The sequence below is a fragment of the Marinomonas sp. ATLA20 genome, from assembly GCF_057180105.1.
On record NZ_JBXUKU010000006.1, the window covers coordinates 17,050 to 29,124 of the forward strand.

12 protein-coding genes are annotated in these 12,075 nt (G+C 43.2%); 9 read left to right on the plus strand and 3 right to left on the minus strand.

Going from position 1 to position 12,075, the window contains the following annotated elements; genetic code table 11:
• The first annotated feature begins 3 nt into the window (after positions 1 to 3).
• Complete coding sequence (locus AC2A4J_RS11480) at positions 4 to 990, plus strand: isopenicillin N synthase family dioxygenase (protein ID WP_484176098.1); 987 nt, start codon at positions 4 to 6, stop codon at positions 988 to 990.
• A gap of 61 nt (positions 991 to 1,051) precedes the next feature.
• Here the strand turns inward: AC2A4J_RS11480 and AC2A4J_RS11485 are convergent, their stop codons facing one another.
• Positions 1,052 to 2,452: an aminotransferase-like domain-containing protein gene (locus AC2A4J_RS11485; protein ID WP_484176099.1), complete on the minus strand. Its 1,401-nt coding sequence runs from the start codon at positions 2,450 to 2,452 to the stop codon at positions 1,052 to 1,054.
• Positions 2,453 to 2,564: 112 nt separating this feature from the next.
• On the opposite strand from AC2A4J_RS11485, the gene AC2A4J_RS11490 reads away from it, so the two are divergent.
• Positions 2,565 to 3,170 carry a LysE family translocator gene (locus tag AC2A4J_RS11490; protein WP_484176100.1) on the plus strand — a complete coding sequence of 202 codons (606 nt, stop codon included), beginning with the start codon at positions 2,565 to 2,567 and terminating at the stop codon, positions 3,168 to 3,170.
• Here AC2A4J_RS11490 and uraD read toward each other — a convergent pair.
• The gene (uraD, locus tag AC2A4J_RS11495; protein WP_484176101.1) at positions 3,167 to 3,688 is read right to left on the minus strand and encodes a 2-oxo-4-hydroxy-4-carboxy-5-ureidoimidazoline decarboxylase; all 522 of its coding nucleotides are present in this window, start codon (positions 3,686 to 3,688) and stop codon (positions 3,167 to 3,169) included. The genes AC2A4J_RS11490 and uraD overlap by 4 nt on opposite strands.
• 196 nt (positions 3,689 to 3,884) lie before the next feature.
• Here uraD and uraH point away from each other — a divergent pair, with 196 nt between their 5' ends.
• Positions 3,885 to 4,250 (plus strand): hydroxyisourate hydrolase, encoded by a 366-nt coding sequence (gene uraH, locus AC2A4J_RS11500; RefSeq protein ID WP_484176102.1) that lies wholly within the window; start codon positions 3,885 to 3,887, stop codon positions 4,248 to 4,250.
• Between the two features lie 287 nt (positions 4,251 to 4,537).
• Positions 4,538 to 5,716 carry an FAD-dependent urate hydroxylase HpxO gene (gene hpxO, locus AC2A4J_RS11505; RefSeq protein WP_484176103.1) on the plus strand — a complete coding sequence of 393 codons (1,179 nt, stop codon included), beginning with the start codon at positions 4,538 to 4,540 and terminating at the stop codon, positions 5,714 to 5,716.
• 54 nt (positions 5,717 to 5,770) lie between these two features.
• Here the strand turns inward: hpxO and AC2A4J_RS11510 are convergent, their stop codons facing one another.
• Positions 5,771 to 6,487 (minus strand): FadR/GntR family transcriptional regulator, encoded by a 717-nt coding sequence (locus tag AC2A4J_RS11510; protein ID WP_484176104.1) that lies wholly within the window; start codon positions 6,485 to 6,487, stop codon positions 5,771 to 5,773.
• 249 nt (positions 6,488 to 6,736) lie between these two features.
• On the opposite strand from AC2A4J_RS11510, the gene AC2A4J_RS11515 reads away from it, so the two are divergent.
• The 5 genes from AC2A4J_RS11515 (at position 6,737) to AC2A4J_RS11535 (ending at position 11,872) form a co-directional block, all read left to right on the plus strand.
• The gene (locus AC2A4J_RS11515; protein ID WP_484176105.1) at positions 6,737 to 7,870 is read left to right on the plus strand and encodes a mandelate racemase/muconate lactonizing enzyme family protein; all 1,134 of its coding nucleotides are present in this window, start codon (positions 6,737 to 6,739) and stop codon (positions 7,868 to 7,870) included.
• A 75-nt stretch (positions 7,871 to 7,945) separates the two neighbouring features.
• Entirely contained in the window at positions 7,946 to 8,941 is a 996-nt protein-coding gene (locus tag AC2A4J_RS11520) for a TRAP transporter substrate-binding protein (RefSeq protein ID WP_255825151.1), read from the plus strand.
• A gap of 87 nt (positions 8,942 to 9,028) precedes the next feature.
• Positions 9,029 to 9,544: a TRAP transporter small permease gene (locus tag AC2A4J_RS11525; protein WP_255825153.1), complete on the plus strand. Its 516-nt coding sequence runs from the start codon at positions 9,029 to 9,031 to the stop codon at positions 9,542 to 9,544.
• Positions 9,544 to 10,824 carry a TRAP transporter large permease gene (locus tag AC2A4J_RS11530; RefSeq protein WP_255825155.1) on the plus strand — a complete coding sequence of 427 codons (1,281 nt, stop codon included), beginning with the start codon at positions 9,544 to 9,546 and terminating at the stop codon, positions 10,822 to 10,824. The genes AC2A4J_RS11525 and AC2A4J_RS11530 overlap by 1 nt, the downstream gene beginning before the upstream one ends.
• A 127-nt stretch (positions 10,825 to 10,951) precedes the next feature.
• Positions 10,952 to 11,872 (plus strand): ArsR/SmtB family transcription factor, encoded by a 921-nt coding sequence (locus tag AC2A4J_RS11535; protein ID WP_484176106.1) that lies wholly within the window; start codon positions 10,952 to 10,954, stop codon positions 11,870 to 11,872.
• Positions 11,873 to 12,075 lie beyond the last annotated feature (203 nt).

The window sequence follows — 12,075 nt, forward strand, 5'->3', positions numbered from 1 at the left end:
ACCATGACTAATTCATATTCACTGGAAGAACTGCAACGCGAAACCACCTTTGGCGGAGCTGGTGAAGACACCAACGACCGAGAAATTCGCATCATCGACATGAGCGATTTTGAAAATCGCCGAGAAGAAATCACCGAACAACTTTGGCTCGCAGCAACCGAGATTGGCTTTTTCCAATTAAGTAACCACGGTATCGATCCTGAAGAAATAAAAGCGGCCTTCAAAGAGTCCGAGCGTTTTTTTAACCTTCCTGAAAGTATTAAAAGCAAATACCCAAGACCAAAAAGTGTCAATGCTGGTTGGGAAAGTCGCAGCCAAATTCGCCCTTCCACCGGCACCAAAGACCAAAAAGAATCCTATCAAATCACTCAATATCACATGGATAATTTGTGGCCGTCAGAAGAAGAGTTGCCAAACTTTCAGGCCAATACGCTGCGTTTTGAAAAACAGTGCTGGGAAGTGGGTATGAAGGTATTGTCTTGCTTTGCGGACAAATTAGGCTTTGATCGAGACTTCTTTAGCAAAGCCCACGACCCACACCAGCCCGATTACCAAAGCACCTTACGTTTGTTGCACTACTACGCAACGGAAGGTGTCACCGAACAAGGTAATATGTGGCGTGCGGGTGCCCATACGGATTTCGATTGTTTGACTTTGTTGTTCCAACACGAAGGCCACGGCGGCTTACAAGTTTGCCCTGGAGCTGAAGCCGATACTCAACGCTGGACCAGCATTCCGCCTCTTGGCGGCGTGATCACCTGCAACATCGGCGATATGCTCATGCGCTGGAGCGATGACCAGTTGAAATCCAACTTACACAGAGTTCGCCAACCACGAATCGATGAATACTGTGGCAGCCGTCATTCCATTGCCTTCTTTTGCCAAGCCAATAAAACGCAGATCATCCAAGGTCCGGCTAAACGTTATCAACCTATCAGCGCGGCAGACTTTTTGACGCAACGTATTCAAGCTAACTTTGTAGATAAATAAGTAGAAAAAAGACCATCATAGGCTGCTATGATGGTCTTTTAGTATGACTTTATTCAAAATATCAAATAACAATATCTTCTTGGCTGTTAAATTGAGTTAAGGCATTTTCGAATATAGAAAGGCCTTGCTGAAAATCCACTCTTGAGTTGAATCCACCTAAAGATACTCTGAAGCAATTTACCGAAGGTAAAGACGCAGTAGGACAACGGAATAGATCGGCCGTTCTAACTTTAATATTTTTTGATGCAAAAAAATGATTCAGTTGATTCACATTAATATGGCTTGGCAATTCCAACCACGCATTTAAACCACCACTTCGAGAACGAAAACTATATTTCTCCGCGAGAGCTTGAAAAGCGCCTTGTCTATAACGCATTTCTTCAGCTAAAAGAGACTGATTATGCGTAAAGTTTTCACTTCTCAGAAAGCGTGCTGCCAATTCAAAGTTCAGCGTCGAAACCATCCAGCATTGGCTATGGATACTTAAATTAAAGGCTTGCTGCCAAGTCTCAGGCACCAGACAATAGGCAACTCTTAAACCACCTGCTACATATTTTGACAAACTAGAAAGATAAAATATTCGTTCTTTTGCTTGCTGCTGCAAAGGTATATTCCAGCTTTCTGGCAAACAGTAATTCACATCATCTTCAATGATATAAAAATGATATTTCTCACTTAATTCTAGGATGGCCTTTAGCTGATTTTTTGAATACTTAATATTGGTCGGATTTTGAATATTGGGTGTTATATACAAAACCTTAGGACTGTATTTTTCACAGTATTCTTCTAATACAACTAAATCTAAACCTTCCGCAGATAATGGCACACTTAATGGTTTTACTCGACTCGCTTCGGCGGCACGAAATAACCCCGGATACGCTAACTCTTCATGAAGAATATAATCATTTTCTTTGGTAAGAATTTGCAAGCATGTATAAATACCCTGCTGGGCACCTTGCGTAAAAATAATATCTTTCGCTTCAATATAGATTTTTTTAGATGCCAGCCAATCGGTAAAAATTTGTTTGTGCTTTTGTATGCCTTGAGGCGAATAAGTCATCACCTGCTCGATCGAAACAAGATCTTGAGAAAATTCGCTTAAGGCATGTTTGAGCAGCATCTGTTGCCCCAGCATAGGCTGCATACTGGATGCAAAGTCGTATTCTTTGATAACAGAATCATTAGTAGTAACGAAGGAGCTTGGAAGGTTCACATAGGTACCAGCACCCAGTTTAGCATTCACTAGACCTTTCTTTTCAAGCAAGTCGTACGCCCTTGTTACCGTGCCATGAGTAATCTCTAGCCTATCCGCCAAAAACCTTTGTGCTGGTAACTTTTGTCGATCCAGTAACTCGCCAGACTGAATCGCCTGCTCAATAAGCAAAGCCAATGCTTTGTACTTTGGATGTGCCAAACAAGCTTGATCGAATGTGTCTTTACTCATTTCTATAATTGTATTCATAACAATAAATAAATTGCCCACAATTGTATTGTATGTAAATCTATATGGGTACATTACACCAATAATTGTATCGATACAATTATTGGCTGAATTTTTCTAAGAAGGAAAGGAAATGATAAATAGCGCCCTATTGGAACTCGCTCCCGCTCTGATGCTTTTTTGCCTAATAAGCACCATCACACCTGGACCCAACAATATCCTGCTGGCTAACTCAGGGGCCAATTTTGGCATTAAAAGAACCTTGCCTCACGTGATTGGCATTCGTTTTGGCATGACATTACTTCATATAATGATTTTGTTTGGCTTGGGTGAAATGTTTAAGCATTGGCCTTACCTGCATAAGGTGTTCACCTTTATTGCAGCAAGTTACATTGTTTATATGTCTATAAAAATCGCTTGTGCAAAAATGCCTTCAGACAAAAAGAGCCTTCAACCAATGGGCATTTTACAAGCCGCATCATTTCAGGCAATTAACCCTAAATCGTGGGCCAGCTTAATGACTGCAAGCTCTGTCTTTACTTTGACTGGAGAGCTTTTTTGGTCATCAGCTTTGCTATGCATCATGATGTTTAATATTGCCACACTACCAGGAACATTCATGTGGATTACCATAGGCAAACTCGTATCTAAAAGGCTTCAAGAACCTAAATTCCACCGTTACTTTAGTGTATCAATGGGACTATTACTGCTAACAACTTTGCCTATGATGTTTATCTAAAGATCCGCCAATCTAAACCCTGCAATTTTATGAACTTCGCTCATAGCGCGGTCAAATTCTGTTTGCCAGTCATTGGGCGTTCTGGTTTCAAACCCTGCAAGTATCTGATCCTTAGTCGCGCCCTTCACGGCCATGATGAAGGGAAAGCCAAACTTCTCTCGGTAGGTATCGTTCAACTGTAGAAAATGCGCTAACTCTTCTGCTGAACATTGATCAAGCCCCGCCCCAGACTGTTCGGACGTTGATGCATTAGTAAGCTCGCCAGCTAAAGCCGCTTTGCCAGCTAAATCTGGATGAGCACGTAGCAGTATGAGTTTTTGTTCGTCTGTACTTTGTTCTACGATGTCTGCCATAGTGGCTTTGATTTTATCGATGCTGTCAAAGTACTCGCTGGGGTGCGAGGCTTTTTGTCGCCATAGCTCTTCTGCCACCCAAGTGGAATGTTCATAAATACTGCTAAATAGCGCGATAAAATCCGCTTTTTCCATTTCACTGATTACAGCTAACGGGTCGTGCATAATAGGACTCCAATCTCTGACGGCTTATACAAAAAGATCTCTAAACGAATCTCGATAAATAATAAAAACGCTTGCTATAGGAACACATGGCACAAATATTGATCTCTATGAAACAATATTTTCAGCACCATTTCACTTATAAAGACGCTTACTTGCAAAAAGCAGGCTAGTTTTCAGATTAGATTGAGGTAAAACAATGGGATACTTAACCACACACATTTTAGATACGACAAAAGGCATCGCCGCCGCTGGTGTTAAAATCGACCTTTACCAGCAAACTAAAGACGGACAACGACAGCTCATTCATAGCACGATATCCAACAATGATGGTCGCTGTGATCAGCCCTTATTACAAGCGGATAGCTTCTCTACAGGCATATATGAGCTGGAGTTCGCCATTGATGAGTACTTTGCTGACAGCTCTAATGAAGCCTCTCTAAAAGAGGGTCCGAACTTCTTAAATACAGTAATTATTCGTTTCGGCATCAGTGATGAAAACGCTCACTATCATGTTCCTCTTCTGGTTTCGCCTTATTCTTACAGTACTTATCGTGGCAGCTAGCCTTGAATAACCAGCTCAACATTTAACGAGCCGAAATAGAGCAAAAATAAATAAAGCCGCACCAAGATAAGTCATTTCCTGCCCTATCGGTCAAAGAAGAAAACCAGCCTATTTCTTCTTTGACCTAACACCACCGATTACGCACCCCTCTAAAACAAAGGTTTCACATAAATAAATATAGGCTCATTTGTTTCATGGCATATTTATTGCCATTTATTCCTTTAACAAGACATTAAAAATTCGCTACGACAACACGACAACGAAGCGAAAGATTAAAGGGGAATGGTATGAAAGCACTTATTATTGGCGGCGGTATTGGCGGCATGTCTGCAGCGGCTGCGTTAAAGCAACAAGGCATCGAGTGTGAAATTTTTGAAGCGGTGAAAGAAATCAAACCTGTTGGCGCGGCGCTTTCTATTTGGTCTAACGGTGTAAAGTGCATGAACCATTTAGGTATGGGCAGCATTATGGACGCACTGGGCGGACCAATGCATAACATGGCTTACCACGATGGTTTAACTGGAAGCGTCATGACCCAATTTAGTCTTTCACCATTGGTTGATGCGGTTGGCGAACGCCCTTGCCCAGTATCACGTGCCGACTTACAAAGCCAAATGATCGATTGGTGGGGCCGTGATAAGGTTCAATTTGGCAAGCGTATTGAAAAAGTCGAACAGAGTGACATTGGCGTCACCGCATATTTTACCGATGGAACGAGTGATGTGGGTGACTTTATGATTGCTGCTGACGGCACGCATTCTGTTGTTCGCGCTGATGTCATTGGTTATCAAACCGAACGCCGTTATGCCGATTACGTGAATTGGAATGGTTTGGTTGAAATCGATGAAAGTATTGCCCCTGCCGATCAGTGGACGACCTTTGTAGGGGAAGGCAAACGCGTTTCTATCATGCCGATTGCCGATGATCGTTTTTACTTCTTCTTTGATGTGCCATTACCAAAAGGTTTAGCAGAAGACAGGAGTACTGTCATTGCTGATCTAACGGGTTACTTTTCTGGTTGGGCTGAACCCGTTCAAAAACTGATTGCAGCCATTAATCCAGAAACCACCAATCGTATCGAAATTCATGACATCGAACCTTTCGACACCTTGGTAAAAGGCAATATCGCCCTACTCGGCGATGCGGCTCACAGCACAACACCAGACATTGGCCAAGGCGGTTGCTCGGCGCTGGAAGACGCGGTCGTGCTTGGTCAGTGTTTCGCGGATCAATTCAAAGAGAAAGGCAAAACGGTTTCTGGTGTGCTAGCGGCTTTGAAGCAATACGAAGAAGAACGCCGTTTTCGCGTGAAGGATCTTGTACTAAAAGCTCGCAAACGTTGCGATGTGACTCATGGTAAAGACATGCAAGAAACCCAAGCGTGGTACGACGAACTAAGACACGAAACGGGTGAAAATATTATTGCAGGATTACGTACTACTATTATTGGCGGGCCATTGGCGTAATGCTAATAAGCCACTGATAAAGCACTAGTAAAAGTGATTGCCCTTACAGGGGAATCACTTTCTTGCCAGCTTCAAAAAGCGCTCTCGACTGTTTGTTAGATGCAAACGCATTGCGGCACGCGCAGCATAGGAATCTCCTCGCTCTATCGCGGTATATACTTCTTCGTGTTCATGGTTCACATGAGACACATCAATACGCTTACGTGGCACTAAACTGTTTTCCATATGCTGCATGATATCGACAAAGTAATGATTACCTGCCGATTTTGCGATTAATAAATGGAAATTAAAATCCGCTGATCCCGCGTCTGATACATGACCATTTCTGTCTATGGCTCGCAATGCATCTAATGCTTTGCGGATTTCCACCAGCTGCTCATCTGTGCGTCGTAACGCGGCTAAACCGGCTATTTCCACTTCCAATCCAATGCGCAACTCCAAGATTTCAACTGCATCGTTGACATAATCAAACGACAAGTCCATCGGCCCTTGCCCTTTATTATTTAAAACAAAGGTACCTATGCCATGTTTGGTCTCAACATTTCCTGATGCTTGAAGGCGTTGCAGGGCTTCTCGCACAACCGTACGGCTAACGCCATGCTCTTGCATGATATCCGCTTCTTTAGGCAACTTATCACCGGGAACTAAAACCTTACTTTCAATTTTATGCAGTATTTCTTGAACCAGTTTCTGCGCCAGATTCCGTTGTGGTTTTTGCTCCCGACGGGGCTCATCAGAAGAATTAGCGGACAATAAAGGGTCATGTTTCACTTTCAGTTATTCCTACAACCAAAAAAGTCATCATACAACATATAAAAGAAATACGGAAAACGAAATAAAACAAGGTATTAAACAAAGATCCGCCTCACAAATCATCGTAACTGGGCGTAGTAATGACTAGAAACTCGGTGTTAGCCCGTATTAAAAAATAGTCATCGTACCTCTTGACCAATAAAAAGTAAGTTGTATGATGTACTACATCAAATTAAATACATTAGATCGACAGAGATTTTCTTAGCCATGAAAATTACAAAAATAACAATTAGGCGCATCGCCATTCCATTTACGGCAGGAGTACGAGACATCGCCCCTGTAAAAGAGGAAGACAAATTCAACGGCGCCTCTCCTAATATCGACAAGATGGAATCGTTGCTCGTTGAAGTAGAAACAGATACCGGCCTAGTTGGCTGGGGCGAAGCGTTCGGACACGCCTCAAACGTCGTTACCTTCGCGACTTTAGAACATCTTGTTGCGCCCATGTTTATTGGCAAAAGCATCACGAATTACGAAAAACACCTCTACGCGGCCAAACGCGCTCTGCATAGTTTCGGCAGTTCTGGCCCAATGCTTTACGCCTTATCCGCTATCGACATAGCGATTTGGGACCTTAAAGCACAGCAAGCCAAACAGCCTTTGTATCAATTTCTTGGTGGCAAGAGCGGTAAAATCAGTCTTTATGCTAGCTTGGTAAGTTATGGCAACGAACCAGATAAAGTCCGCGAACATGTCCTGCGAACTGCCAATGCTGGCTTCAAAAAAATCAAACTTCACGAAACAACTTATGAAGCCATTGCCGCTGCTCGCGAAGCTTTGCCTGATGACGTGGAGCTTATGGTTGACGTTAATTGCCCGTGGAGTCTCACTGAAGCTACCGTCAAAGTTAACGAATTAAAATCGCTTAACTTGAGCTGGGTAGAAGAACCTGTTTGGCCTCCCGAAGATGCTGCACAACTTGCCACTATTAGAAACATTGGCGTGCCGATCTCTGCGGGTGAAAATGCCTCTGGCCCAGAAGGGTTTGAGCAACTTTTTAAAGCAGGCGCCATTGATATCGCTCAACCTAGCGTCAGCAAAATAGGTGGTATTACAGGCATGTACGATGTGTGCAAACGCGCCAAACATCATAACGTAAAAGTCGTACCTCACTGCTTCTACTATGGTGCCGGTATGATAGCGACTGCCCATTTCATCGCTGCCACCATGCCTGAAACATCATTAGAAATTCCCTTTATTGAGTTGGCTGATTCCCTTCATCCACTTAATGAATGCCCTGCAACATTCGATCTTGGAGATTCTCTAGGGCTAGGGTTCTCACCGAAGCCTGAAATCTTAGAGAAATACACCATAGCAAGCTGCTTAATTAGCGAAAAATAGCACTATCTTTCTTAGCGCAATGTTTCTTAGCACAATAAAAATAATCTACGCTTAAAGCGTATTTAGGAGAAGACTATGTTCACACGAAAAACCCTTGCGGCCCTCACTATCACATCAGCCCTTGCTGTCACACCAACGGCTTTTGCAGCAAAAATGATAACGGTTGCTAACTTTTTTCCTGATACTCACCCAAACAGTATCGCCCTAAAAGACACCTTCAAAAAAGATGTCGAAAGCCTTAGCAATGGCGAGCTAAAAGTTAAAGTGTTTAGCAATGGTGTATTGGGCGCAGAAGAAAAGCTTTATAACTCCGTTCGAGGCGGCACCATTAGCATGGCTATCCTCGGCACCATTATGGATAAAGAAGTAGAAAATGTTGGCATCATCCAACTGCCCTTCTTATTCAAAAATTACGAACACGCTCAAAACGCGTTAAACAGCGATATCGGCCAGAAATTGGTGAATGATATGGACACCAATACAGGGATGCATTTCCTGGCTTATGGTGTACAAGGTTTCCGCGTAGTTGCCAGTAACCGAGAAATCTCTTCTATGGATGATTTCAAAGGATTGCGCCTTCGCTTCCCTGGTATTTCCAGCATGCTAGAAATCGGTAAAAACCTAGGTGCGAATATCACGCCTTTGCCTATTTCTGAAGTGTTTAGTGCATTAGAGCAAGGTGTTGTGGATGGCGTTGAAAACCCATATCCAAATATCGTCGCGTCTAAATGGTATGAAATTGTGAAATACATCACAGAAACGAATCACGTTTTCACGCCAAACTTGTACTTGATGAACAACAACACTTGGAACGGCTTAACCAAGGAGCAACAAACAGCCGTCTCTACAGCGGCACAAAATGCAGCGAAGCAAGAATGGAGTTTGTTGATCAAACAAGAAGCACAAAACAAAGCAACTCTTGAGCAAGATGGTGTGAAAATCACCGTTCCAGATCAAGCATTCCACAGTGCGTTAATACAAGCAGAACAGTCTGCTTATGAAAATTTCTATAAATCACACCCAGGTGCTCGCGATATTGTCCAAGAGATCATTGCACTAGGCGAAAAGTAAGCTTGATAAGGGCGTCTATATAATCCATATAGACGCCCTTTTTTACTCTTAAACCTTAATACTGTTTGACCAATTAAGAGCTTCACCATGATGAAAAAGCTATCTCGCTCTGTAGACTTACTACTGGGAATCGGCATGGCGGGTTGTCTGGCCACGATGTCCTGCCTTGTCTTCTCGAATGTCATTTTGCGCTACTTATTCGACTCAGGTATTACATGGTCGGAAGAAATGTCGCGCTACCTATTTGTTTTTATGATTTTTCTCGGCACGACACGAGCTATGAAGCTCAATCAACATTTGAATGTCGATATTTTCATAAAGCTTATGCCCTTCAAATGGCTACGAGTTGCGCTGCAACTTATTTCTGCGGCCTTAATGCTGTACGCCCTCTGGTTACTTATTGATGGTAGCTGGCAGCTAGTCAAAATAAACATTAACACCCTTGGCCCTGCTACTAATATGCCTCTATGGCTACTCTATGCTGGCGCCATGATTATGGGCGCTTGTATGTGTTTGTTCATTTTATTTGGCATTAGACGCTTATTCGAAAACGAACAGCAACAAGACGCTCTCAATAAAAATCATCAAGAAGGAGAAGCATAATGGAGCTGGTCATTTTTGCTGGCGCGTTATTTGGCGCCATTATTATCGGTATGCCTATCGCCTTCGCGCTCATCATGACAGGCATGGCGCTGATGTTTTACATGGACATGTTTAACAGTCAGTTGATTGCGGAAAACCTAGTCAGCGGTAGCAATAATTTCTCTTTGATGGCCATTCCCTTCTTCATACTTGCAGGGGAGTTAATGAATGCAGGCGGGATTACCCGTCGAATCATTGATTTAGGCATGACCATGCTGGGTCACAAAAAAGGCGGTATGGGTTATGTAACCATTGTGGCGGCGATACTTTTTGCGTCGTTATCTGGCTCCGCCGTTGCCGACACCGTCGCTCTTGGCGCTATATTGATTCCACTCATGGTGAAAGCGGGTTATGACCACAACCGCTCTTGTGGCCTTATTGCCTCAAGTGGCATCATTGCCCCAATTTTACCGCCAAGCATTCCATTGATTTTATTTGGTGTCACCAGCGGTGTTTCTATCTCACAGCTTTTTATTGCGGGTTTGGCACCTGGCCTAATGATGGGTGTGCTGCTTATTTTTGTATGGTGGTACGTAACGCGCAAAGAAGACATTGAATTACTAGAAAAAGCCAGTCTTAGCGAGCGTCTACACGCTCTAAAGAATGCACTATGGGCGCTCATCCTGCCAGTCATTATTGTTGTTGGTTTGCGCTTTGGCGTCTTCACTCCAACCGAAGCGGGTGCTGTTGCGGCGTTCTACGCATTGTTTATTGGAACATTTGTCTATCGCGAACTCACACCTAAGCGTTTATATGGTGTGTTAGTAAATTGCGCGACCCTAACCAGTATTATTATGTTCTTGGTAGCGGCCTCTTCTATTGCCGCTTGGATGATCACCATGGCGGATATTCCTGGTGCCGTGTCTGAGTTACTACAACGCTGGAAAGACGACCCAACCACTCTAATGATCATTATCAACATCTTGGTATTAATCATCGGTATGGCGATGGACCTTGCGCCGGTTATCTTAATTTTGACTCCGGTTCTCATGCCGGTTGTTACAGCGGCAGGTATTGACCCTGTCTATTTTGGCATCGTCTTTGTACTTAACCTGAGCATTGGCTTACTGACACCGCCAGTGGGAACGGTATTAGCGGCCATATCAAGCGTCGGCAACACCAGCATGGGAGCGGTTACAAAAGGTATTGCACCTTTCTTATTGGCTCAACTGGCCTTGCTTATTGCGTTAATTCTGTTCCCTTCACTGGTCTTGGTGCCTTTCCATGCCCTGTATAATTAGCCAATAACGTCTGTTTTTTCAGAAAAATATATGGCTTTCTCACAAAGTGAACCAAGTGAGGAAGCCATTTAAAACTTGATAAGAATCATAATACTCGATATAAAGACATCTTGAAGTGGAGATGATGATGAGTAAAAAGTTCTTATTGCTAACACCTGAAGACGGCGCTGATGTCCTAAAAAGCCTAGCGGCTCCAGCGCGTTTGGCAATTTTGTCCTTGCTACATGAAAAAGGGCCAATGAATGTTAATGATATTGCCGACCTACTCGAATTACCGCAATCATCTACCTCCAGCCATATCAATTCCCTCGAAACAGTTGGCTTAATCACCACAGAAAGCCAAAAAGGCCGTAAAGGCAGCCAAAAAATCTGCCGTGCGGCACATGAAGAAATCGTCTTATCTTTCAGCAACACCAAGCAAAATCAAAATAATGTCATTGAAGTATCCATGCCAGTTGGCCTGTATTCTGAATTTGATGTGATGGCGCCTTGTGGTTTGTGCTCTGAATCTGGCATCGTGGGTTTTTTAGATAGCCCAGATACTTACCTTTCTCCAGACCGTATGCGAGCCAGCTTATTATGGTTCACCAAAGGGTATGTGGAATATCAGTTTCCCAACAATGCCCGCATCGCAGGTCAAACGGTGAAAGAGCTAGAGCTGATAATGGAGCTTTCTTCTGAGGTCCCTGGCACTTCTGAAAACTGGCCTTCGGATATCCATATTTCCATCAATGGCAAAACCGCCGCCATCTGGACCGCTCCTGGGGATTATGGCGACCATCAAGGCAAATACACACCTGACTGGTGGAAGCTGGCAGGCAGCCAATATGGACATTTAAAAAGCTTCCGTGTCACTAATAATGGTACTTTTGTGGATGGCATGCGCGTTTCTGACGTCTCTTTGAAAGACCTAGCACTTGAAGAACACAGATCCATTCGGGTACGAATTTCAGTCCCTGATAATGCTGAACACCCTGGCGGCATCAATATTTTTGGCAAACAATTTGGCAATTACGATCAAGATATTATTTTACGCCTTCAATCTTAAGCATCTCATTTTCTGATTTTGATATCATCAAATTTGTTATAGCGGTTAAAAATTCATAAAAACTCTAAATATCAACACTTTAGAAAATCTCCAAACATTCACTTCTTACTATTTTCGTTATAAATCCCGCTTAGACATACCAATTTTGGTATTTAATTGCACGAAAATTAAACGTCTTATTGATTGACCTCAGGTCAAATATG

Coding starts and splice junctions, on each gene's coding strand:
- AC2A4J_RS11480 (WP_484176098.1), top strand. CDS start 4: ATGACTAATTCATATTCACTGGAAGAACTGCAACGCGAAACCACCTTT.
- AC2A4J_RS11485 (WP_484176099.1), bottom strand. CDS start 2,452: ATGAATACAATTATAGAAATGAGTAAAGACACATTCGATCAAGCTTGT.
- AC2A4J_RS11490 (WP_484176100.1), top strand. CDS start 2,565: ATGATAAATAGCGCCCTATTGGAACTCGCTCCCGCTCTGATGCTTTTT.
- uraD (WP_484176101.1), bottom strand. CDS start 3,688: ATGCACGACCCGTTAGCTGTAATCAGTGAAATGGAAAAAGCGGATTTT.
- uraH (WP_484176102.1), top strand. CDS start 3,885: ATGGGATACTTAACCACACACATTTTAGATACGACAAAAGGCATCGCC.
- hpxO (WP_484176103.1), top strand. CDS start 4,538: ATGAAAGCACTTATTATTGGCGGCGGTATTGGCGGCATGTCTGCAGCG.
- AC2A4J_RS11515 (WP_484176105.1), top strand. CDS start 6,737: ATGAAAATTACAAAAATAACAATTAGGCGCATCGCCATTCCATTTACG.
- AC2A4J_RS11520 (WP_255825151.1), top strand. CDS start 7,946: ATGTTCACACGAAAAACCCTTGCGGCCCTCACTATCACATCAGCCCTT.
- AC2A4J_RS11525 (WP_255825153.1), top strand. CDS start 9,029: ATGATGAAAAAGCTATCTCGCTCTGTAGACTTACTACTGGGAATCGGC.
- AC2A4J_RS11530 (WP_255825155.1), top strand. CDS start 9,544: ATGGAGCTGGTCATTTTTGCTGGCGCGTTATTTGGCGCCATTATTATC.
- AC2A4J_RS11535 (WP_484176106.1), top strand. CDS start 10,952: ATGAGTAAAAAGTTCTTATTGCTAACACCTGAAGACGGCGCTGATGTC.